The organism is Nostoc sp., from assembly GCF_036917815.1.
Classification (GTDB): domain Bacteria; phylum Cyanobacteriota; class Cyanobacteriia; order Cyanobacteriales; family Nostocaceae; genus Nostoc.
On record NZ_JBALEK010000060.1, the window covers coordinates 43,077 to 68,590 of the forward strand.

Genomic DNA, 25,514 nt, shown 5'->3' on the forward strand with positions numbered 1-25,514 from the left:
AAGCAAGGACAGTTAAGACAATTAATATTTTTATATTACTCTCAAAAAAACTAGCTCTTTGTACAGATAGGGTTTTGCCAATTAATATTTTTATGATGCTTTACGCAGGTATTTTAACAATATAGAGAAAGGGAGCATCCCAATTTTGCCAGAACATATTTGTCATTGCGAAGGAAGCGGCAGCGTAGTGAAGCAATTGGCCAATCGTTAGATATTGCGATTATGATTTACAAATATTCATTAATAATTTAGACAAAATAGATTTTGTTAATTAGTAGTAAGTTGGCGTAAATATAGCTGTTCCCATTCAGATGAGGTACAACATTATATCGCAAGGTGTAGGGGCACGGCACTGCCGTGCCCCTACGGGTGTACCTTACTAGCTTGGGAAATGCTATAATTAAAGGTATGTAGTCAGGGCTTACTAATAACTAAGGTTTAGCAAAGGCTTCTTGCCAAAGTTTCACTCTCTTGTGAGAGGCGATCGCCTCCATATCTGAAGTATGATAAAATTTGCTAAAATGGAAGCGATCGCCTTCTAATAAGTAGTTTTCAGTTATTTGATAACCGTTACTCCTTTAATTTGAGATGAACTAAACTAGACTAAATTTAATAGTCTTCCCAATCGGAAGGATACTTCAAAGTTTGGATAGGAGCAGTATTTGACTGTTCAGCAACTTGCTCTTCTAAGAAGCGTGCGAAGAATGGCACTGCTTGAATATCAGATGCTTTTACTACGTTGGTAGACATAATATTTCCTCCAGGGAAACTTTCTTTAACAATTTAATACGTATCACTAATTTCATATAGACGCAAGGACAGTTAAGACGGTTAGAAAATCTTTTTTCAGACAGTTCAGACAGTTAAGACAGTTAAGGTAGTGAAGGTTCTTATATTAGTCTCGATAGAAAAAATTAACCCTTTGTACGGATAGGGTTTTGCCCATTGATATTTTTTGATGGTTTATGTGGGTATCTTCACAATATGTAACTTCGATTATTTAGTCTCGATTATTCTCTGCACAAAGTTATAAAATAGTGTTAAGCATACACTTATAGCACGATCCAACGATCGCTACTAAGGAAAATTACTCGCTGGCGATCGCTAGTTCAGCAGACTGAACAGCCCCGATTTGGTAGCTCTCGAAAGAAACTTTTTGCTGGGAATCCTTGGCTGGGGGTGAACTTAGCGGCTGATAGGTAACAAGTTTATAGCGGAGGCGATCGCTTTGTCGTTGATATTGTGAATTGAGTAAACGATTTCCAACTCGGAATTGACTGTAGAGCGTGTCTCGAACCCACCACGCATCAATTAGAGTTCCATCTTTCTCATCAATCACAAAATGACCAGCACCACGATCTTTAACAACCAACTCATAATTACGTAACAGCTTTTTCGCCCCTACTCCATAAGTGATTTGCCAAGTATAGCGTTTGGGATTATTGGAGATTGGCTGAATTATGAGTGTCATTGGTACAGTTTGAGATTGCCCTTTTACAGAGCGATTGAACATTGTGCCGCTCCATTTACCTTGCCAATTCTGAGGAAAGGAATTACTTGATGATGAAGCACTTTGGACAATTTTCACCATTACCAATATCAAAAAAGACATCAGTATCAAAATCAGGAGGCTTCGCTTTAGTCTGGAGAGAAACTGTTGCATATAACACAGCGATTAATATTCGGGATAAATGTATTTTATGTGTGAAAAGATGGATTATTTAAATACCCCATTTTGCCATAAATCCAATACCTCTTTAGCTGTAAAAAAGTCCGTAGAAAAGGATGATGCGCTTAACTCCGTACATCTTGGCTTGATAAATGTACTGCTTTCCCATCAAAGTAGAAGCAGTGATCAGACTATCCAATCCTTCTGATATCAATGATTTGACTAGCTCTTCTTCTTGCTCACAAACACGGGGCATGATGGCGAGTCCATCGACTCCCGTTTGGGCAATTAAATGGGCAAGCTTTTGTTTTGTTGGGTAAGAGAAGAAAATGCCTGCTTGTTGTTCTCCATCTCGCAGGGTTTCATCGGAAATTTTGATCGGAATGGTTTCCATTAGACCTCTTGCAAAATTATTTTAGGGTGGAATAAAGAAGGAGTCAGAATTCAGAATACTCTACTCTGCTCCATCTCCCATCAAAGCTTGTAATTGTCTAGTTAATAGTTTTACATTGGGTTCATAAAGCATCAGACCGTGGTTTCCAGGTACAGAAATCACCTTAATAGGCTTTTGAGTATAGGCTTGCCATCCCCAATCGGGTAGATCGTAATCAGAAAAAGCTTGGAGTTCTTGCAAAACAATCTCCTGAACTTCTTGAGCGCGGAATAAAACAATGGGGGCAGAAATTTGATGCCTAGGCTGATAATTCGCGTAATTGAGCGTTAGCACTTTCATCACTTTCATATTAGTTTTGAGTAAAGAAAGGGTGGAGTGTTCCGGTAAAACATTATGTCGGTATAGATAATCTGCTGCTAAATCCCACCTGTCTCTGTCATTGGCTTGAGCAGCTAAATCGTCGTATTGCAGTCCCAAATAAACTCCCTTTAAGACTTCAATTCGTCGAATCAATTGCCAAATCAAATCAAGCTCTGCTCTATCAGTAAAATACTCAGATTTAGAAACTAGTCCAGCGTCTAAGATAGCTAGTAAACCCACTTTTTCATCTTGCTGTTCGAGTTGAGAAGCCATTTCAAAAGCAACGGCACAACCTGAAGAGTATCCCGCTAATATATACGGACTCTTAGCTTGCTTTTGACGTAATAGCTCAATCAACTGACTCGCATGATCTGCTACTGATTCAGGAAGTGGGCTAAGTCCATCTCGTCCTGGAGTTTCGAGTCCATATACTGGATGCCCATTTCCTAAATTGATTGCCAAATCTCGAAAATAAAAGCCGTGTCCGTTTGCGCCAGGAAGAAAAAATAGAGGGGTTCCATCTCCTTGAGGTTGGAGTAAAAGTAAATTAGGATTTGATTGTTGAACCTCATGATTACAAAGTTGTTCTGCTAGTTGAGCAATAGTAGGATTCTGAAATAAACTGCTTAAAGAAAGTTGTTGCTCAAACACCTCTTGAATATTATTAAGCAGTTTGATCGCTAATAAAGAATGACCGCCCAAGTCGAAAAAGTTATCATGAATTCCAATTTCTTGACGTTCGAGGACACTGGACCACACTTGCGTCAGTTGTTCTTCAACTTCGTTACGTGGAGATTCATATAACCCCTCAATCACACGGTTTGGAATGGGTAATGCTTTCCGGTCAATTTTGCCATTGGGAGTTAAAGGCAACTCATCCAGTATGACGATCTGAGCAGGTATCATATAATCGGGCAGACGGGATTTAAGATGATTTTTCAAATGGGTAGACAAATCATTGCTGATGCCCGTTAGATATGCAATTAAACTCTGATTGCTTTCAGTTTTATATAAGGTGACAATTGCTTCTTTAACTGATGGATATTGCAACAAAAGAGATTCAATTTCACCGAGTTCAATTCTAAAGCCCCGTAATTTAATCTGATCGTCTATGCGACCCAAATATTCAAGATTTCCATCAAACTTCCATCTTGCTAAGTCGCCAGTTTTGTAAATTCGCTCAGTTTTACCAAATAATTCAATTTTGATAAATTTTTGGGCGGTTAAATCGGGACGGTTGAGATAGCCTCGTGCCAAACTCACTCCAGCAATGCATAATTCTCCAGGTATTCCAGGCGGTAATGGTTGATTGTAAGCATCTAAAATGTAAATACGGATATTAGATAATGGTTGACCAATGGGCGGTTTTTTTCCATTAGGATGACAGAGTGCAATACTCGCACAAACCGTAGATTCTGTGGGACCATAGGCATTGAAAAAACTTCTTCCTTTTGCCCATTGCGCCACTAATTCTGTTGGGCAAGCTTCACCGGCAACGACTATGGTTTGGCAATCGGGTAAAGCAGCTTGAGGTAATAGGGATAAGGCTGAAGGAGGTAAGGTGATATGGGAAATTTGATGATTTGCTAAGAAGTTAACCAAAACTTGACTAGGCAATAAGGTTTCTTTCTTTGCCAGATACAAACAAGCGCCTGTGGTAATAGCAGTGGCAATTTCCCAAACTGAGGCATCGAAGCTGAAAGAAGCAAACTGAAGCAATCGGCTTTGAGGTTGAATTTGCAAAGCTTTATCGATCGCTAAAGTCAAATTGATCAGTCCTCCATGCTCAATCATCACCCCCTTGGGTTGTCCCGTCGAACCAGAAGTATAGATTGCATAAGCCAAATCATTAGGGGTACTTTGGGGACTGGGATTTTCTTTTAACGTTTCGGTAAAGGTTTCCTCATCCAAAGAAATTACCTGACAGGGTTTTTGGAGGTTAGCTAGAGGCAATTGGTCTTTAAGAAAACTTTGGGTTAGCAACACCGATATTCCCGAATCTTCTAACATAAACCCAATACGCTCTTGTGGATAATTTGGGTCAATCGGCAGGTATGCACCACCTGCTTTGAGGATACCGAGTACACCAATAATCATTTCTAAAGATCGTTCAACGGAGATACCAATTAAAGTGTCTGGCTGAATTTGGTAATTTTGAATTAGATAATGAGCGAGTTGGTTTGCTTTTTGATTAAGTTGTTGGTAAGTTAGGCTTTGCGATTCAAACACCAAAGCGAGATTATTCGGGTTTTTAGCAGCTTGTTGTTCAAATATATCAACTAGAGTTTTATCGTGGGGATAGTTCGTTTGAGTTTGATTCCAGCGTTGTAGTTGCAGAAGTTCGGGCGCTGTCATCAAAGGCAAAGTATTGATAGGTTGCCCAGAGTTATCAACAATTCCCTGAAGTAAAACTTCAAACTGTTCCGCCATCCTTTGTATAGTACTCCGATCAAAAAGATCGATGGCATATTCCCAAGTTAAATTTAACTGGTTATCAGATTCTATGACCAGAAGTGTTAGGTCAAACTTAGCAAACGGATAGGTTAAAGAAAGCCATTGAATCTCTAGTCCTGGTAAACTTAGGTCGGGAATTTCATTATTTTCTAGTGCTAACATCACCTGGAATAAGGGGTTATGGCTCATACTGCGTTCTGGTTGCAATTTTTCTACCAGATACTCAAAGGGAATGTCTTGATGAGAGTATGCATCTAAACAAGTTTGGCGAGTTTGTTGCAAGAACTCGATAAAGCTTTGCTCAGGATTAATTTGATTACGCAGTATCAAGGTATTGACAAAGAAGCCGATTAATCCTTCGGTGTGGCTGTGGGTGCGGTTAGCAATAGGAGAACCAATACATAAGTCTTCTTGGCGACTGTAACGAGAAAGCAGAATGCTGAAAGCCGCTAACAAAGTCATAAACAAACTTACGCCTTGCTGTTGACTTAAAGTTTTAATGGCAAGAGTTAAGTCAGGCGGTAGGGAATAGCGATCGCGATCGCCTCGGTAGTTTTGCAATGCTGGACGGGGGTAATCGGTAGGTAACTCCAATAATGGGGGGGCATCCTGGAGTTGATGTTTCCAGTAATTAATCTGGGTTTCTAATACTTCTCCTTGTAACCAATTTCGCTGCCAGTTCGCGTAATCACTGTATTGAATAGGCAAGGGAGGAAGATTTGGGGTTTGACCTTGGGCAAAGGCGGTATAAACTTGTCGTAACTCACGGACAAACACCCCCATTGACCAACCATCACTAATAATGTGGTGCATATTGATGAGCAATACGTATTTGCGTAGGCGTAGCTCGTCGTAGGCATCGCTAAGTTGCAGCAGTTTCGCTTTAAACAAAGGGCCAGTATTTAAATCAAAGGGTTCTTGAGCATGAGCATCGATAAAACCCTGGATGTTTGGGTATTGCGGATGTTCATCAAGGTTTCGCCAGTTTTGTACAGTTAAAACTTCGATGTCATCTAAATTTTGGATCGCAATTTGAGGTTGTCCCGCCACTGTGGGAAAATACATTCTCAGACTGTCATGCCGGTTAAGCAGATAAGCCAAACTAGAATGGAGAGCATCAATATTGAGGTTTCCATCCAGTTGCAAAGCGATCGGCATATTGTAACTAGCTGACGAGCCTTGAAGTTGCGCTAACAGCCAGAGGCGTTGTTGAGCAAAGGAAAGGGGCTTAGGGGCATCATCTGGTAAGGTCGGAATTTCTTCTGCTATGACAGATATGGCTCTGGCAGAATTTAAAAATGCTAATATATCTGCTTTATTGGTTTGAATTTCCTGCTTGAGTTCAGAAGTTAAGGCGTTTTTACTAGTACGAATCCGTAATTTATCATCTTCAGCCCAAATTCGGCATCCTATGTTCTGCAAACGCAGCATTAAACCAACCACTTGCTGATTTGTAGTCATAATTTTAGTCAGACACAATCCAAGTTCATTGTCGATGAATTTTTAATAGGAAATAGTACTTTATAAAGCTAGTTTTTAGGGTTTGTAGTAAGCACTTTAGTGCTTAGAAAATCACGACTAAAGTCCTTACTACGAACTTGCTTAGAGGTTGTTTGAAAAGTTTTTTTGTATACGCCTAACCCTTGGAGATCCCCCTAAATCCCCCTTAAAAAAGGGGGACTTTGATTCTTCCCCCTTTTTAAGGGGGGTTAGGGGGGATCACTAAGTGCCTAAAATCACAGCTAACTACTTTTCAAACAACCTCTTACCCTAGTAAGGGTTTGAGAGGGTTTAAAAATTTTAACTTAGTTCTGTTTTTGGAGCGATTGCTTGCAATTCTACATCCTGGTAAAGGTCGGTAAAGGAGGCGGTTAGGTTAATACTTTGGAGTTCAAAGGTTTGGTCATCGGGTGTATAGGTTTGTAGTACCCATAAGCCTTGGTCATTACGGCGGAAGGTTTCAAATCGTTGCTGTTTGGTGTTAACCAAAACGTATTCCTCTAGGCTATCAAGGGTTTGATAGTCGTTGAATTTGTCACCTCGGTCAAAGGCTTCGGTGGAATCGGATAGAATTTCGACAATAAGTTTAGGAAAGCGTTTATAGGTGGGGGTTTCTCGGTCTTTAGGGTCGCAGGTTACGAGAATATCGGGGTAATAAAAGCGGTTACGTTTTTCAATCCTGGCTTTAATATCGGCAAAGTAAACTCGACAATCTGACCCTCGGAAGTGATTACGAATCAATAAAGCCAGATTTAGAGCAATGGTGTTATGGGTGTCAGTTGTTCCCGCCATTGCGTAAACTTGACCATCAAGATATTCGTGTTTGATGTTGCTTTTTTCTTCTAGTAAGAGGTATTCTTCGGGAGTGATAAAAACGGAATCAGATAGGGCAATCATGGGTTAAGTTAAAGATAAAGTTTACTTGAGGACCTGTTTTAAACAGTAGTACTTTAAAGTTCAATTTCCTCTTCATCTGAGTTGAGAGGCTGCATACTTTTATCGGTGGAATTAACCCAAATGCAGGTATCGAGATAATTCGCTAATTCACTGAGGGTGGGGAATTCAAATATCTTCCGTAGAGGCAGTTCCACTTTGAATTTATCACGGATGCGGGCAATCAGTTGGGTTGCTAATAAAGAATGACCTCCTAAATTAAAGAAGTTGTCATGGCGGGCGTAGGCGTAGCCCAACCCAGGCATCGCTTCATATTTAAGCAGTTTTGCCCATAATTCGGCCAGCAATTTTTCTGTCGCGGTTACAGGCAATTCAATGTCTGTTGCTGAAACGATTGCATTTGGCACAGGTAAAGCTTTACGGTCTACTTTTCCATTTGGTGTGAGCGGCAGTTTTTCTAATATAGTGAAATGGCTAGGAATCATATAATTAGGCAGATTTTTAGCGACAAATTCCCGCCATTCGGCAAATATTGCTGGATCAACTTGAAGATAGTTATCCTCTGTCGGTGTTGGAACAACATAAGCCACTAGACGGTGATCGAGATCAGTTTCTTCCCTTGTAATGACAACAGCTTGCTGAATTTTTGGGTGTTTAACTAAAGTTGCTTCAATCTCACCTAATTCGATGCGGAAACCACGGATTTTGACCTGGTAATCGATGCGACCCAAGTATTGCAGATTACTATCAGGTAGCCAACGGGCTAAATCGCCAGTTCGATAAATTCGTTCAGTTTGACCAAATAATTCTACTTCTAAGAATTTTTCGGCGGTTAAATCGGGACGGTTGAGATAGCCTCTGGCTAAACCAACGCCAGCAATGCACAATTCTCCAGGTATGCCTGGGGGTAAGGGTTGATGGTGTGCATCTAAAATATAGATGCGGATATTAGGCAAGGGTTTACCAATGGTTGGTTTTTTGCCATTGGGTTGACAAACAGCGATACTTGCACAAACTGTAGATTCTGTGGGGCCATAAGCATTGAAAAAATGTCCTCTAGTTGCCCATTGGGTAACTAATTCTGTTGGACAAGCTTCGCCAGCAACGACTATGGTTTGACAATCGGGTAAAGCAGCTTCAGGTAATAGGGATAAGGCTGATGGGGGTAATGTAATATGGGAAATTTTGTGTTCTGTTAAGAAGTTCACTAAGTCTTGGCTGGGTAATAATGTTTCTTTCTTGGCAAGATACAAACAAGCGCCTGCGGCCAGAGTAGTAGCAATTTCCCAAATTGAGGCATCAAAACTAAAAGAAGCAAACTGAAGCAAACGGCTTTGGGGTTGAATTTGCAAAACTTTGTCGATCGCAAATGTCAGATTTGTCAGCCCTCGATGCTCAATCATTACACCCTTGGGTCGTCCTGTCGAACCAGAAGTATAGATTACATAAGCTAAATTATCAGGGGTACTTTGAGGATGGGGATTATTTGTTAACGCCGAACCAAAAGTTTGCTGATCCAAACAAATTACCTGATAGAGGTTTTCTCGGTTGGCTAAAAATAATTGGTCTAATAGGAAACTTGGCGTCAGCAACACCGATATCCCAGCATCTTCTAGCATGAACTTAATCCGCTCTTGGGGATAATTGGGATTAATGGGTAAGTAGGCTCCACCGGCTTTGAGGATACCGAGTATACCAATAATCATCTCCAGCGATCGCTCAACGCAGATACCAATTAGGGTTTCTGGCTGAATTTGGTAATTTTGAATTAGGTGATGAGCTAATTGGTTGGCTGTTTGATTGAGCTGTTGATAACTCAGACTTTGGTCTTCAAATACCACCGCTATTTTATCGGGCGTTTGCGCTACACGTTCTTCAAACAGAGTAACTAGTGTTTGGTTTTTGGGATAATCGGTGTTGGTTTGATTCCAGGTTCGCAACTGTTGGATTTCTGCTGTTGTCATCAAGGGCAGCTTACCGATCGGCAGTTGGGGATTTTGAGCGATCTGCTGTAAGCATATCGCTTCGAGCAAGACTTCAAAGTGTCCCGCCATACGTTGAATCGTTTCTGCTGCAAATAAATCTGTGGCATATTCCCACATACAATGGAGTTGGTCGCCCCTTTCGCAAAGATCCAGCATCAGGTCAAATTTGGCAAACGGGAAACTTTGCTCTAAGTATTGAATATCAAGCCCTGGTAAACTAAGATTTTTCCCGGCTTCTTGAGAATTTTGCAACACCATCATCACTTGGAATAAGGGATTATGGCTCAGACTGCGCTCTGCTTGTAACTGTTCTACCAAATACTCAAAGGGAATATCTTGATGAGCGTAGGCATCTAAACAAGTTTGGCGGGTTTGTGGGAGTAACTCGTTAAATCCTTGCTGCGGCTTAACTTTACTCCGTAATACTAAGGTGTTGACAAAAAAGCCGATTAATGATTCTGTGTTGCTATGAGTGCGGTTAGCGATCGCACTACCAACACATAAATCCTCTTGACGGCTGTAACGGTATAACAGAATATTAAAAGCCGTTAACAGAGTCATAAACAAAGTAACCCCGTGCTTTTGACTAATAGCTTTAAGTCTCTGAGTCAGTTCACGGCTCAAACAATATTCCTCACGCCCACCTTGGTAACTTTGTTGGGCTGGACGGGGATGATCGGTAGGCAAATCCAGCAATCGGGGAGCATCGCCTAGTTGTTGTTTCCAGTAATTTTCCTGACTTTCTAAAATCTCCCCTTGTAACCAACTGCGCTGCCAAGCTGCATAATCGCTATACTGAATCGGCACCGGTGACAAATTCGGAGCATACCCCGCAGCAAAAGCCGAATAAGTCTGTTCCCATTCGCGCTTAAATACTCCCATTGACCAGCCATCACTAATAATGTGGTGCATATTAATGAGCAGCACATTTTTATGTTCGCTAAGTTGCAGCAGTTTCGCTTTGAACAAGGGACTGGTATTTAAGTTAAAGGGTTCTTGGGCATGGGTATCTGATAACCGTTGTACGTTTTCTGCTTGAGTTTGGGGAGCAAGTTCTCGTAAATCTGCGATAGCCAGCACTTCTATATCCTCTAGATTTTGGATGGCCACTTGCGCTTCTCCTTTCAGTGCAGGGAAATAAGTACGGAGAATGGCATGGCGATCGAGGAGATACCTAAAACTTGCACGTAAAGCTTCTATATTCAAGTCACCGTCAAGTTGCACGGCTGTTGACATATTGTAGGTAGCGGAGGTTCCAGCGCCTTCAAGTTGGTCTAAAAACCAGAGTCTTGATTGGGCAAAAGACAGAGTTTTCGGAGCATTTTCAGGTTGTGGTGTTATGGGGGGTAAAGCGACACACAAAGCGGCTTTGTCAATTTCTGCTGCCAACTCAGATAAAATGCTCTGCTCAAATACCTTGCGGACAGACACTTCTACCCCAAAAATGTCACGAATGCGGGCAACCAATTGGGTTGCTAAGAGCGAATGTCCGCCCAATTCAAAGAAGTTATCTTGGCGACTAAGAAACTTAGCTTTCAGGAGAGTTTGCCATAAGCTAGCTAACAGTTCTTCAGTTGGCGTGACTGGTATTTGAATATTCGTGGAAGTGGCTGTATTTGGTTCTGGTAATGCTCTGCGATCTAGCTTACCGTTAGATGTAAGGGGTAACTGATCCAATACCATAATCTGGCTAGGAATCATATAATTTGGGAGGCGGATTTTCAGGTAGTCTTTAAGTTGACTCTCTAGATTGAAGGATTTTTCTGCCGCCGTCAGATATGCTACTAACCGAGGATTATTATCAGTTTCATATAAAATTACAACCGCTTCTTTAACTAAAGAGTGTTGCAATAATAGCGATTCAATTTCACCAAGTTCAATCCGAAAGCCCCGTAATTTAACTTGAGCATCAACACGACCCAGATACTCAATGTTGCCATCATCTCTCCATCTTGCCAGATCGCCAGTTTTGTAAATTCGCTCAGTTTTGCCAAATAATTCAACTTCAATAAATTTTTCGGCAGTTAAATCGAGACGATTGAGATAGCCTCGTGCTAAACCTACTCCTGCGATACACAATTCTCCAGGAATGCCAGGTGGTGACAGTTGATGGTGAGCATCTAAAATATAGATGCGGATATTAGCTATAGGTTTACCGATAGAGGGTTTTTTACCATTTGGTTCACAACTAGATATACTGGCGATAACCGTCGATTCCGTTGGGCCATAGCAGTTAAAAAAATGTCGTTTTGTTCCCCACTGTGCCACCAATTCTGCTGCACAAGCTTCACCACCAACGATTACGGCTTGCAAATCAGGTAATGAGGCTTGAGGTAATACAGATAAGACGGAAGGAGGTAAAGTTAAATGGGAAATTTTGCGATCGCACAACAAGCCCACCAAGGCTTGACTAGGTAACAAAGTTTCTTTATTGGCTAAGTATAAACAAGCACCTGCGGATAAAGCAGTGGCAATTTCACCAATAGACAAATCGAAACTAAAAGAACCAAACTGAAGCCAACGGCTATGATGTTTAACTTGAAAAGTTTCAGCCCAGGCTAAACTAAGATTGACAATTGCGCGATGCTCAATCATTACCCCTTTGGGTCGTCCTGTTGAACCAGAGGTATAAATTATATAAGCTAAATTATCAGGAGTATTTTGAGGATTGGGATTATCTATTAATTCTTGGGCAAAAGTTTCTTCATTCAAACAAATGACCTGGTGTTTCAGTTTAGCTAAAGGTAATTGCTCTAATAAAAAACTTTGAGTTAGCAATACCGATATCCCAGAATCTTTTAGCATGAACTCAATCCGTTCTTTGGGATAATTGGGATCAATCGGTACATAAGCCGCACCTGCTTTCAAGATACCGAGTACACCAATAATCATTTCTAAAGACCGTTCAACGCAGATACCAATTAAGCTTTCTGGCTGAATTTGATAATTTTGAATTAAATAATGAGCTAGTTGGTTAGCTTTTTGATTAAGTTGTTGGTAAGTTAGGTTTTGGGATTCAAACACCAAAGCTAGATTATGAGGATTTTTGGCAACTTGAGTTTCAAACAGTTCCACCAAAGTTTGATTGAGGGGATAATCAGTTTGAGTTTGATTCCAGTTTTGGAGTTGCTGACGTTCGTCCTCTGCGATCAACGATAGGGTATTGATGGGTTGTTGAGGATTATCGACAATTCCCTGAAGTAAAACTGCAAAATGTCCCGCCATCCGTTGAATGGTTTTAGCCTCAAATAAATCCGTGGCATATTCCCATTCTCCTGTTAACCCTTGGGGCGTTTCCCGAAAAATCAGCGACAAATCAAACAGAGTTGTGGTGTTTTCCCACGTGAAACGGGCAAGGGTTAATCCATTGATTTCTAGTTGCTGCTGGGTTTCATTTTGCAAGCCAAAAGCGACTTGAAATAGAGGATGATGAGAAAGCGATCGCTCTAAACCCAATTCATCAACTAATTTCTCAAAGGGTAAATCTTGATGGTCATAAGCATCTAGGGTTACTTCCTTGACTCGTTCCAGTAATTCTAAGAAAGTTGGATTCCCTTGCAGATTGGTACGTAATGCTAGGATATTGACAAAAAAGCCAATTAATGCTTCAGTCTCACGACGGTTGCGATTAGCGATCGCAGAACCAACAATAATATCCTCCTGACCACTGTAGCGCGAAAGTAAGAGCGTAAATACCGCAAGCATTGTCATAAACAGAGTAGTTCCAGACTCCTGACTTAAACGCTTCAACTTCTGTGTTAAATCCTGATTGAGTTCCAAAAACTCGCTACGCCCTCTGAAACTTTGAACTGATGGGCGGGTTTTATCTGTGGGTAATTCCAACAGAGGCGGGACTGTGGCTAATTGTTCTTGCCAGTAATTGAGTTGGGTTTCGAGTACCTTTCCCTGTAGCCATTGTCTTTGCCAGTAGGCGAAATCGGCATATTGAAGCGGTAATTCAGTTAAGGGAGAAGATTCTCCAGTGCAAAATGCCTTATAAAGGCTGAACAATTCACGGCGGAATATGTCCATTGACCAGCCATCACAAAGGATATGATGGATGACGATCAACAGTAAATAAGATTGGTCACTCAGTTGCAACAACTTTACCCGTAGCAAAGGTGGGTTTGATAAATCGAAGGGCTGTTGCAATTCTTCTGTCGCTAACTGTGTGGCTTTGCTTAACTGGTTTTGTTCAGTCAATTGTCGCCAATCTAGCATTTGCATCGTCAGTTGAGGATGAGTGTGAATTACCTGTATGGGCGACTCATCGATCGCAGAGAAGCTGGTGCGTAAGACTTCATGACGTTGAACAATTTCTTTAATAGCTTGTTCTAACGCAGCTATATTAATAAATCCGTTAATCTGCCAGAAAAACGGGACGTTATAGACACAATTTTTGCCTTCTAGTTGGTCGAGAAACCAGAGTCTTTGTTGAGCAAAAGAGAGAGGAAGAGGTTGTGCCCGCGATACGGGTGTGAGGAGTGAAGATTGCTGTTGCTTTTTTAGTTTTTGTAGAACTAATTCTCGCTTTTCTGGTGAAAGGGCTTCTAGACGTTTTAGGATATGGCTCATAATAATTATTGTTGAAAATTAGTTTTTTATCGAACCGCAGAGACACAGAGAACACAGAGATAAGAAGAGTACAATATTTCATTAATTAATAGCGAGTTTTCTCTATAAAGACTCTGCGGAACTTTGCGTTTACTCCGCGTTCCTCTGCGTTGAAAAACTCTTCAAACTTATACTTACAAAAATAATTGTTGCGTCACTTCTTCCTCTGATAACTGATCAACTTCTCTTAGAATCTGTGTAAGTGCATCATCCTCTGCTTGTTCAATCTGTTGAGCGAGTTCAGCAATGGTCGGATTTTCAAACAAATAACGCAGAGTAAAATCTAGAGAAAAGGCTTCTCTTAATCGAGAAATAACTTGGGTAGCTAGTAAGGAATGTCCACCTAACTCGAAAAAGTCATCGTGAATTCCAACCTGTTTTACTTTGAGAACTTCAACCCAAATCGTAGCTAATTCTTGTTCGGTAGACGTGCCAGGAGCAACAAAATTAACCTCTAGATTTCTTTGGTCAATATCTGGATCGGGCAAAGCACAGCGATTGATTTTACCATTAGGTGTTAGGGGAAATACCTCCAGAAAGATGAACGCTTCGGGAATCATGTAGTCAGGTAACTTTGTCTTGAGGAAGTTTCGCAGGGTACTAGGAGTTGATGGATGATCTTTGGCAACGAGATAGGCAACTAAATACTTGTTTCCAAGTTCATTTTCTTGTCCAATGACCACAACTTGCTTTATCTCAGGGTGTTGAATTAAAGCTGCCTCAATTTCTCCTAATTCAATGCGGAACCCGCGAATTTTCACCTGTGTATCAATTCGACCCAAAAATTCCAGATTTCCATCATAGAGACGGCGGATTAAATCTCCGGTTTTGTAAAGTGTATCGTCCTCAATAAACGGATTAGGAATAAATTTTTCACTGGTTAATCTTGGTTGATTTAAGTAACCTCTAGCAACACTCGCCCCACCCACACAAAGTTCCCCAGGAACGCCAATGGGAACTCTATGTAAATCTTTATCTAGTAGGTAAACTTTTCTGTCACCGATGGGTTGACCAATGGGAATTAAATGCACATTTTGAGCGAGTTGTTGAGGAATCGGGTAACAACAGGTAAATACTGTACATTCTGAAGGGCCATAAGCATGAATTAATTTTGTTCCCGGTAGTAGTTCTAAGGCGCGACGAACATGAGGTACAGAAATGGATTCTCCGCCAAACAGCAGTTGTTTAATCCCTAACAACCCTTGTGGCATTGTGTCAATCATGAGATTGAATAAAGCGGTAGTCAGAAACAGGGTGTTAATTCCTTGTTCTTGGATGATGTTGCTTAAGTCTTCAGGTATAGGAATTTTGCCTGGGTAAAGTACACAACGCCCACCATAAAATAAGGGCGGCCAAAGTTCTAAGGTTAGTGCATCCCAATAAATCGATGAATGTTGCAGCCAAATTTGTTCTGCATTAAGGTGAATATAATCAACCCCAAACATAAAACCAATAATGCTACGATGGGTAACTTCCGTTCCCTTTGGTGTTCCCGTGGAGCCAGAGGTATAAATGATATAAGCTAAGTTTTCTGGATTAACTTCACTGAGCAAATTGTCTTCTTTTTGTTGAGCAATTATTTCCCAATCTGAGTCAATATTCACCACAGTTTGATTATGGATTGGGAGTTTATCTGGCAAATCAGTCTGGGTTAATAAAATCGGTGCTTGTACATCTTCTACCATCAAGGCCAGTCGATCTGTTGGATCATCTGGATCTAGCGGAATGTATGCCCCACCAGCCTTGAGGATAGCCAGTATTCCTATTACCATTTTTAGCGATCGCTCGACACAAATTCCCACCCGCACTTCGGGTTTAACTCCCAGCGCTTGTAAATAATGAGCTAATTGATTGGCACGATTATTCAACTCCCGATAAGTTAAATCTTGTTTTTCATATACAAGTGCTACTGCATTGGGAGTCTTTTCCACCTGTTCTTCAAATAAACTATGAATACATTTATAATGAATAGAATCTAAGTTTTGACTATTCTCTTGTAGAATTAATTCTTCCTCTTCGGTTGCAGTGAGAAGAGATAATTGGCAAATATCTTGTTGTAAATTAGTTGCCATTCCTGCTAGCAATGTTTGGAAATGTCCAATCATCCGCCCAATTGTCTGTTCATCAAAACGACTGGCATCATAGATAATCCTTCCAGACAATTGTGATTGAGGATTAATCACAACCGTTAGTGGATAATTCGTGCGTTCAAAACAACGAAGATAACTAATTTCTAAAGTTTTTTTGGTGTCCTGTTCAGCAGAATCTAGGGGATAATTTTCAAACACTAAAAGGCTCTCAAACAGAGGCATTCCTGGGGGAACATCACTCAAACGCTGAATTTCTGCTAGGGAATAATAGGTATACTGTTCCTGTTCAAATGCTTGACTTTGTAAGTGCTTGAGCCAGGTTAATAATTCTGCTTTTCCACTGACTTGTACGCGTATGGGGAGAGTGTTAATTAGTAGCCCCACTATCGAATCTACTCCCACAAGTGTTGGTGGACGACCAGATACAGTTGCACCAAACACTACATCACTTTCCCCACTGTAGCGGGAAAGCAGCAACGCATAAGCTCCTTGCACCAAATTATTCAGAGTTAAATGATGCTGTCGAACTGCATATTGCAATTTCTCAGTTACCGTTTGAGATAATTGAAAAGTTTGCTCATAGTATATTCCTTGTTCTTGTTTCCTGTTTCCTATTAAAGGGGTAGGATTTGAAAATCCCTGGAGGGTTTGTTGCCAGAAGTTTTTTGCTTGAAGAATATCCTGTTGCTGTAACCAATTAATATATTTTCGATAGGGAAGAGAGGGTATCAGGTGCAAATATTCGCCTTGCTGATCAGCCTCATAAAAAGCGAAAACTTCTTTGAGGATAATCTGCATCGACCAGCCATCAAAAAGGATATGATGATGAGTCCAAATAAATTGGTAAGTATATTCCTCTAGCTGGATGACGGTGAAGCGCATTAGAGGAGCTTGAGATAGATCGAATCCTTTTTGGCGATCGCATTTCAAAAAATCCTCTAAATGCTGTTGTTGTTCATCGGGGGTGAAATTCCGCCAGTCCAGTTCTTCCCACGAGAGATCCACTTGCTTACTCACCATTTGCAAGGGCTTTTCTATTTCTTCCCAATAAAAGGAACTACGTAAAACTGGATGCCGCGCCACAACCTGTTGCCAAGCTTGCTCAAAGGCAGGAAAATTTAATTCTCCTTTGAGGATGCAAAGCAACTGCTCAAAATAAACTTCTGACTCTGGTGCATAAAGGGTATGAAAGAGCATCCCTTGCTGCATTGGTGAAAGTTCATAAAGGTCTTCGATATTGTTCATGACAATGGGGATTGGGGAATGATTACTAGTAGTCCGTCAAGTTTAAATTGAGGGGTATTAATTTAGTTCGTAGTTGCGCTTTAGCACTAAAGTTAGAGAGACGCGATAAATCGCCGTCTCTACAAGGAATCTATCCATCAATTATTTATTGACAGACTACTACTTCGTTTTTATTTTAGTGAGGAATTTGTCAAGCTGTTTTTGGCTGAGTCTGGCTGCTGAGAAGTCTGAAGGTGTATGACCTCCAGCATCAGGGGATTGGCAGTGGGTAATGAGCGATCGCAATGCCTCCATAAACCCAAAGGCTAAACTCTCAATGGTGTCTCGTTTATGAACTTTGTCGCTGTAAGTCCAAGTCATTTCCAGCCTTTCGGCATGAATGAATCCGCTTACCCCTAATAGGTGGCTGCGTCTATTCAGTAAACTCTGTTCAGCTTTAAATTCTTCAGCCAAACCCAACACAGCAGATGCCCGAAGCACCTGATCGAACTGACCAAGGTAGTTAAAACTTACTTCCGCTTGGGGTAGCGCTTGTAGTTTCGTGCGTATTGTGTGATCCTGGTGCAAATATCGCAATAGTCCATAGCCGATGCCCCGGTTCGGGATGCGCCGCAGTTGTTCTTTAATTAACTTTAAAATCTCTCCTGGATGGTCAACTTCTTTTAGCTGTAAATGAACGGGGAATAAGGTGGTAAACCAGCCCACAGTCCGCGACAAATCCACATCTTCAAATAAGTCTTCCCGTCCATGTCCCTCTAAATCAACGAGTAGGGAAGGTTCTCCCGTCCATTGGGCAAAGCTTTGCACTAAGGCAGTCAACAGCACATCGTTAATTTGAGTGTTGTAGACCGAGGGTACATCCTGCAAAAGGGCGCGGGTATGTTCTTCAGTTAAAGAAAGTGAGACAGAAGCAGTTGAGGCTATAGTGTTATTTTCTTGACCTGAAGGATGATCTACTGGTAAGGCGGTAACTTTCAAATTAGACTTACTTAGCCAGTAATTTAACTCATCTGATGATTGGGCGTATACTGTCAGGCGATCGCCCCAATATTGCCAAGAAGTTGTTTTAAGTGGTAATTTAATAGCTTCGCTACGGCTGATTTGCTGATAACCAGTAGCCAAATCTTCAAGCAAAATCCGCCACGAAATGCCATCTACTGCTAAGTGATGGATGATGAACAGTAACCGACCAGGTTGATTATTGCCTAATTGAAACAGTGCTACTCGTGCCATCGCTCCAGTAGATAGATTTAAACTAGCCTGAAGTTCCGCATCCGCCGCTTTTATTGCTGTTTGTTGTTCTTCTGCCGATAGGTGCGACAAATCAATAATGCTAAATGGTACAGGTTCTTGAGCCGGGGCGTTAATCTGCTGCCAGTTTTCTCCTTCTTGCACAAACTGCGATTCTCCCAAAGGGAGACGTGCAAAGCGCGATCGCAAAACATCATGATGCAGTAACAATTCTTGTACAACTTGCTGTAATCGCTCTGGTTGCAAGTCTGGCGGTACTTCTAGCATTACTGACTGGTTAAAGTAATCAGGTTCGGGCAAATTCTGCTCAAAAAACCACTGTTGGATGGGTGTCAGCACTACCTTGCCAGTGACTAACCCTTGTTCGGCTATAACTTGGCGAGTGATGCCAGCCACGGCAGCTAATTCAGCAATGGTTTGGTATTGAAATAGCTGTTTAGGGGCAATTTGGATACCTGCTTGATTGGCTCTTGAAATTACCTGAATACTGAGGATGGAGTCGCCGCCCAATTCAAAGAAGTTATCGTGGATGCCGACTTGTTTTAATTTTAAGATTTCCGACCAAATCGCCGCTAATCTCTCTTCTGTAGGGGTTTGGGGTGCAACAAAGTTATCTTCTGCACTGCGGAAGAATTGGGTGGCTGGGAGGGCGCGATAATCTACCTTCTGGTTCGGAGTCATTGGTAGTGCTTTCAGCAGCAAGAAAGCCGAAGGCACCATATAATTAGGCAACTTCTGCTTGAGGAAATGGCGCAGTTCATCGGTAGTTGGTTGCAACTCGTGGGGTACAACATAAGCTACAAGGCGTTTTTGCCCCGGAATATCTTCACGAGCAATGACGACTGCTTGGAAAACCTGTGAATGTTGTCTCAGCACCGTCTCGATTTCTCCCAACTCAATGCGGAAGCCCCGAATCTTCACCTGATTGTCAACTCGACCGAGATATTCTAGCTTGCCATTTGGTCGAAATCGTGCTATGTCGCCAGTTTTATAAAGGCGGGGACTGGGGACTGGGGATTGGGGATTGGGGAATTTCTGCTCCTCTGCTCCCCTGCTGCTTTGGAAGGGATTGGAGATGAATTTTGACTCGGTTAACTCTGGGCGTTGCCAATACCCTCTAGCTAATCCGGCTCCGCCAATGTGCAGTTCTCCGGGAACTCCTATAGGCACTGGTTGCAGATATTGATCCAGAATATAAACCTGAGCATTGCTTATTGGTCGTCCGATCGCCACAGAGTTGGCTGCTGGGGTTAAGATATCTAAGGTGGTTATAACCGTTGCTTCCGTTGGCCCGTAACTATTAATTAATTGGGGTGGATGGGAGAGATGAGCCATAGTAGTGTGCCAGCGCTTCACTTTTTCAAGTTGAGCTTCTTCGCCGCCAATAATCACCATTCTCAGACTTTCGGGAATTCGGGAGTCTTCAGGGCTAAGTTCAGCAACTAACTGATGCCAGTAGGCTGTGGGAAGATCCAAAACAGTTAACTGCCATTCTCGGCAACACCGCCAAAATTCATCGCTGGAGTGCAACATCTCTTCGGTTCGTAACACTAATGTTGCACCGACTGAAAGACAAGGTAAGATTTCTTCAACAGATGCATCAAAACAGATAGATGCAAATTGCAGAATTTTGTCGCCAGCCTTAATTCCATATTCGTGGGTGGCGGTCATGATAAAATTCATCAGCGATCGCACTTCTATCATCACCCCTTTGGGTTTACCCGTGGAACCAGAGGTGTAAATAATGTAGGCGAGGTTATGGGGCTGAATTTCGCTAATCGGGTTAGCTGGACTGTGTTGAGCAATTTGTAACCAGTCTCGATCTAAACAGATCGTTTTTCCGACATAATTTAGTAGTTTAGATTGGAATTTTTCTTGAGTCAGCAGAATGCTCAGTTGGGTATCTGCGAGAATATCAGCCAACCGCTCTTGAGGATAGGCAGGGTCAAGGGGAATGTATGCACCCCCGGCTTTGAGAATGCCGAGTAAGGCGACAATCATCTCTAAGGAACGGTCAATGCAGATACCAACTAGGGTTTCTGGTTTGACTCCCAAACTTTGCAAATAATGTGCAAGTTGATTGGCGCGATCGCTCAATTCGCGGTAAGTTAGCTGTTGACCTGCTTGCTGAACAGCGACAGCATCGGGCGAGCGCTCCACTTGATCTGCAAATAACTTATGGATACACTCTTTATTCAGATACTCTTTCTGAGTCTGATTCCACTCCACCAATAATTGCTGCTGAGTCTGCGTTAGTAGTGGTAATTCCGAAACTCGCTGCTGTGGGTTAGCAACAATCCCCTCTAGTACAGTTTCATACTGCTCTAGCATTCCTTGGATTGTGGCAGCATCGAAGAGATCGCTGTTGTATTCTAAGACTAGGGTGATTCCCTTGGCTCCCGTTTTACAACCGTTCTGCACAGTTTGCTCAGAACGTGGGATAACCAGAAAATCTAAATCAAACTTTGCTGATTTATTACTGATCGGTTCACGCAAGCTGATATCCAAACCTGGCAGACTCAAGTCTGGCATGGGAGAATCATGGAAGCTAAACATCACTTGAAACAGGGGATTGTAACTCAAATTCCGTATTGGCTTCAGAACCTCCACCACCTGATCGAAGGGTAAATCTTCGTTGGTGTATGCTTCCAAAGTCACTTGGCGCACACGGCCAAGTAATTCTCTAAATGTGGGATTGCCAGATAAATCAGTGCGTAGAACCAGGTTATTGACAATCATGCCAATTAACTTTTCTACTTCGTGCATCCGCCGATTAGCAACAGCAGTGCCTACGCTCAAGTCATCCTGCCCAGTATATCGGTGTAATATTACTAGGAAAGCTCCCAGCATCGTCATAAATAAGGTGACACCCTCTTGACGACTCAGAACTCGCAGAGATTCGCACAAGTTGATGGGAAGTTCCACCCTAATTTGATCGCCATTGTAAGTTTGCTCTGTCGGTCGTGGGCGATAGCCGGGTAATTCCAACAACGGTGAACTACCAGATAACTTCTGCTGCCAATAGGCTAATTGTCGCTGGGCTTCCTGGCTTTTAACCCACTGTCGCTGCCAATGGGCAAAATCCACGAACTGAAGCAGTGGTTGACTAAGCGGGGAAGGATCTCCGAGTGAGAATGCTTGATAAAGTTGCAACAGTTCACCCAGAAACACATTGAATGACCAACCATCATGAGTTATGTGATGCTCAACGTGGATCAACAAATTTTCTTGGTCGCTCAACTTGAACAAAACCCATCTAACCAAAGGTAATTGATTCAGGTCAAAGAGCTTTTGGACTTCTGCCTCAACTAGGCGCTGCACCTCTACTTCACGCTCAGATTCAGGGAGTGTCTGGAGGTTAACTACTCTGAAGCTGATTGGTTGGGCTGGGTGGATTACCTGAAATAGCCGTCCATTCACCGCCGGATAAGTCGTGCGAAAGATTTCATGACGTAGCACAATTTCGTTGAGGGACTGTTGTAATATCGCCACATTGAGTTGACCTTTAAATCTTATAGTTGCCTGGAATTGGTAGGCACTACTTTCAGGAGCCAATTGTTGGATGAAGTACACTCGCTCTTGAGCAAAGGAAACTGGCAAGATTCCCTCACGCAGAATTTTTTGTATGGAGTTAACCTGCAAATTCTGTTTTAGGCGGCTGTGCTGTTGGATTAGTTCAGCTAAACCAGCTATGGTAGGTTTTTCAAAGATGTGGTGAAAGAACAACTCGACTTGAAAAACTTCGCGTACACGAGAAAGGATCTGAGTGGCGATGAGGGAATGACCACCTAGATAGAAAAAATTATCATTGACTCCAATTTGCTTAAGTGCCAGTAACTCAGTCCAGATCACTGCTAAGGTCTCTTCAATGGGGTTACAAGATGGGACAAAGGTTTCTTGGAGATCGGGGCGGGTGCGATCGCAGGCTGGAAGATGCCGACGATCCACTTTACCATTAGGAGTGAGTGGCAGCGAGTCGAGAAATACAAAGACTGCTGGCACCATGTAGTGGGGCAATTTTTCCTGAAGAAAGCGTTTTAGGGTAATGGCACTCGCATCAAGTTGTTGATTAGGGACAATATAGGCGACAAGGCGCTGATCGCCAGGGATATCTTCACGGGCGATTACTACTGCCTCCTGTACATCTGAATGTTGACTTAAAAGCGCCTCAATTTCTCCTAATTCAATGCGGAAGCCCCGAATCTTCACCTGATTATCGACTCGCCCAATAAACTCAATGTTGCCGTCAGGTAGATAACGGGCTAAGTCACCAGTTTTGTACAGCTTCGTGCCCCCTGCCTCAAAGGGATTAGGGATAAATTTTTCCTCAGTTAATTCTGGACGGTTTAAGTAGCCTCGTGCTAGACCGTCGCCGCCAATATATAATTCACCAGCAGTACCAATGGGAACAGGTTGAAGTTTGGAGTCCAGTATATATATTTGTGTATTGGAAAGCGGGCGACCAATGGGTATATTTATAGCCCCTTCGGGAATATCCTGGACTAGATACCAACAAGCAAATGTTGTACTCTCAGTGGGGCCATAAGCATTCAGCAATCGCCGTGGCGAACCATTCTTAAAAACTGCTTTAACAGACTTGATATCAAGAACATCGCCTCCAATTAGTAAGTGATGCAGGTCTTTAAATGCTTCAGGGACAATGCTGGCTAACTGATTAAATAAGGCTGGTGTCAAAAATAATACACTAATCTTTTGTTCGCAGATGTACGCTGCGAAATACTGGGGCGAAAGCACAACATTTTGAGGAATTACCACCAGCCTAGCCCCGTGCAGGAGAGATCCCCATATCTCGAAAGTAGCTGCATCAAATGAAGTATTTGAGGCTTGAGCAACCCGTAGTTGACCGCCGTAGGCATCGCTCGACGCAAACTTGATGTAGTTGGTGTTGCATACTAGCCGATTGACAGCCCGATGTGGTATGGCAACCCCTTTTGGTGTTCCTGTAGAACCGGAGGTGTAGATAACGTAAGCCAGATTTTCAGCTGTGATGTTGCTAGTAGGATTCTCTTGGCTGTGTTGGTTAACTGATTCCCAGTCAGTATCCAGACAAACCAACTTTGCGCCGCTTGCAGCAAACCCTTCAACGAACTTTTGCTGTGTCAACAGCACCGGCACTTGTGAATCTGACAGCATGAAGTTTAGACGCTCTTTGGGATAGGCTGGGTCTAGCGGTACATAAGCGCCACCAGCTTTGAGAATTCCCAGTAGTCCTACGATCATCTCTAGGGATGCCTCCGGCAACGTCTCCGACGAACGCTCAACGCAAATCCCTACCAGCACCTCTGGTTTTACACCTAAGCTTTGTAGATAATGTGCTATTTGGTTGGCTCGGTAGTTCAACTCTTGGTAAGTTAATTGTTCTTCCTTGAAGACAACAGCAATACTGTCTGGAGTTTTTTCTACTTGTGCTTCAAATAACTGATGTATACATAGATGCTGAGGATAATCTGCCCTTGTATCATTCCATTCAAATAATATTTGATGTAGCTCCTGCTCAGTTAAAACAGAAGAATCATCAAGAGACTGGGTAGAGTTAGTGATAATAGTTTTTTCCATGAATAAAGTTACTAGTAATTAAGGAATAGAGATTTTATTAGGACTTACGCACAGGTAACGGAAAATCGAACCACAGAGGACGCAGAGTACACGGAGGAATAGGAGTTTAAGAAGTTTCTTGCGTAAGTCCTAAAAGTAAGATGTTTGAAAAGTCCTTCTCTTGGTAGCAAAACGTTTTAGATCCCCCTAAATCCCCCGATAAATTGGGGGACTTTGATTCTTCCCCCTTTTTAAGGGGAGCCAGCGCGGTCTTGGGGTCTCCCCAAGTAGAGCGACTGGCGTGGGTTAGGGGGGATCAACAAGTGCCTAAAATCACAGCTAAATACTTTTCAAACAACCTCTCAGAGTCCATTTGATGATTTGACATAAATTAAGCGCGATCGTGCTTAATTTAGTCGCATTTTGCCTGGAATTTCAACTTTACTTAGTTGAAATTATTCTTCGACGATTTCAATTGTTTTTGGCGGCTGAACCTCTTCTGCATCAATATTGATTTCTGGGCTAAGTTCATTTTTAAGTCTTAGTTTTAGCTCCTCTGAAATGGGTAAATCTTTAATTTCTTTGAGGAGGAATCTTACCGATTCGGTTTTACTACGTTCCGTATAAATGGCCTTGAGAACAGCTTCAATTCCGTATCCGGCTACAGTATCCCCAACAACCGTTATTAGACCAAGTATTGCTATACCTCCGACGATGCCAAATGGTCCTCCCAAAGCTGTGATAGCAGCTGCAACGGCGGCGGAACTCCCCCCTGATGCGACTGTTAGAATCACGAGAATTACGCCAGGAAGACCTAGACCAGCAAGTTTCTTAACGATTTCGTCCATTTGAATTACCTAAAATCCTTTGTTGGTTAAAACATTACTAAAGGTATGAGAATGGAATCTTTGTGAATAAAGAAACCGATCTCAAAACTAGACTAAACTAAATAAGAGTCATTCGCGCTCAGATTGGGTTAATATTTTTTGAGTTCTATATCTATTTACTCCAATATGATAGTTAGATTTGGTTGAGGTTCCAATCCCCAATGCCCAATTCAATCAAAGCGATCGCTAATTTTTCCATTTACAGCAGATATAGCCACTGTTCTTGGTGAGGCCAAATAATTTTTGCCCGTTGGATCGCCACTGCGTCCTTTAAAATTGCGATTGGTTGCATAAATCCCTGTTTCTTCTTTTGCCAAAACCCCAAGTCCAGAATTGATACAAGCCCCACAACCTGTCTTGAGAATCTGTGCCCCTGCTTGTTCAAAAATGTCGAGATAGCCTAACTCTTGGGCTTGTTCTCGGATTTCAATAGTTGCAGGTACAATAAATAAGTTTACACCGTCTGCCAGGTGGCGACCGTGCAAAACTTCGGCTGCCTGAGCCAAGTCGTAGAGTTTACCCCCAGTACAATCCGATAAGATGCCTTACTTAAAGACCCCATTTCGACCTATTGAAAATTACTGGCTCCACTCCGTTCTTATTAAGAAAATCTCA

Annotated in this window: 9 protein-coding genes and 1 pseudogene; all 10 read right to left on the minus strand. The window is 42.2% G+C overall.

Features of this window, described 5'->3' with window-relative positions; all coding sequences use genetic code 11:
• Positions 1-609 precede the first annotated feature (609 nt).
• Entirely contained in the window at positions 610-750 is a 141-nt protein-coding gene (locus tag V7K97_RS17985; protein WP_334802374.1) for a microviridin/marinostatin family tricyclic proteinase inhibitor, read from the minus strand.
• A gap of 337 nt (positions 751-1,087) precedes the next feature.
• Positions 1,088-1,612, minus strand: coding sequence for a hypothetical protein (locus V7K97_RS17990; RefSeq protein WP_334802375.1), 525 nt, complete (start codon positions 1,610-1,612; stop codon positions 1,088-1,090).
• Positions 1,613-1,769: 157 nt separating this feature from the next.
• Positions 1,770-2,063 (minus strand): annotated as a pseudogene (locus tag V7K97_RS17995) (2-isopropylmalate synthase); the annotation flags it as partial.
• Positions 2,064-2,123: 60 nt separating this feature from the next.
• Positions 2,124-6,338, minus strand: a complete 4,215-nt coding sequence (locus V7K97_RS18000; RefSeq protein ID WP_334802376.1) for a non-ribosomal peptide synthetase — start codon at positions 6,336-6,338, stop codon at positions 2,124-2,126.
• Positions 6,339-6,677: 339 nt separating this feature from the next.
• Positions 6,678-7,274, minus strand: a complete 597-nt coding sequence (locus V7K97_RS18005) for a Uma2 family endonuclease (RefSeq protein ID WP_334802377.1) — start codon at positions 7,272-7,274, stop codon at positions 6,678-6,680.
• 53 nt (positions 7,275-7,327) lie between these two features.
• Positions 7,328-13,831 carry an amino acid adenylation domain-containing protein gene (locus V7K97_RS18010; RefSeq protein WP_334802378.1) on the minus strand — a complete coding sequence of 2,168 codons (6,504 nt, stop codon included), beginning with the start codon at positions 13,829-13,831 and terminating at the stop codon, positions 7,328-7,330.
• A gap of 173 nt (positions 13,832-14,004) precedes the next feature.
• Complete coding sequence (locus V7K97_RS18015; RefSeq protein ID WP_334802379.1) at positions 14,005-17,205, minus strand: non-ribosomal peptide synthetase; 3,201 nt, start codon at positions 17,203-17,205, stop codon at positions 14,005-14,007.
• A gap of 159 nt (positions 17,206-17,364) precedes the next feature.
• Positions 17,365-24,033 carry an amino acid adenylation domain-containing protein gene (locus tag V7K97_RS18020; RefSeq protein ID WP_334802380.1) on the minus strand — a complete coding sequence of 2,223 codons (6,669 nt, stop codon included), beginning with the start codon at positions 24,031-24,033 and terminating at the stop codon, positions 17,365-17,367.
• A gap of 434 nt (positions 24,034-24,467) precedes the next feature.
• Positions 24,468-24,860, minus strand: a complete 393-nt coding sequence (locus V7K97_RS18025; RefSeq protein ID WP_334802381.1) for a hypothetical protein — start codon at positions 24,858-24,860, stop codon at positions 24,468-24,470.
• A 209-nt stretch (positions 24,861-25,069) separates the two neighbouring features.
• Positions 25,070-25,441 (minus strand): aconitase family protein, encoded by a 372-nt coding sequence (locus V7K97_RS18030; protein WP_334802424.1) that lies wholly within the window; start codon positions 25,439-25,441, stop codon positions 25,070-25,072.
• Positions 25,442-25,514: the final 73 nt, after the last annotated feature.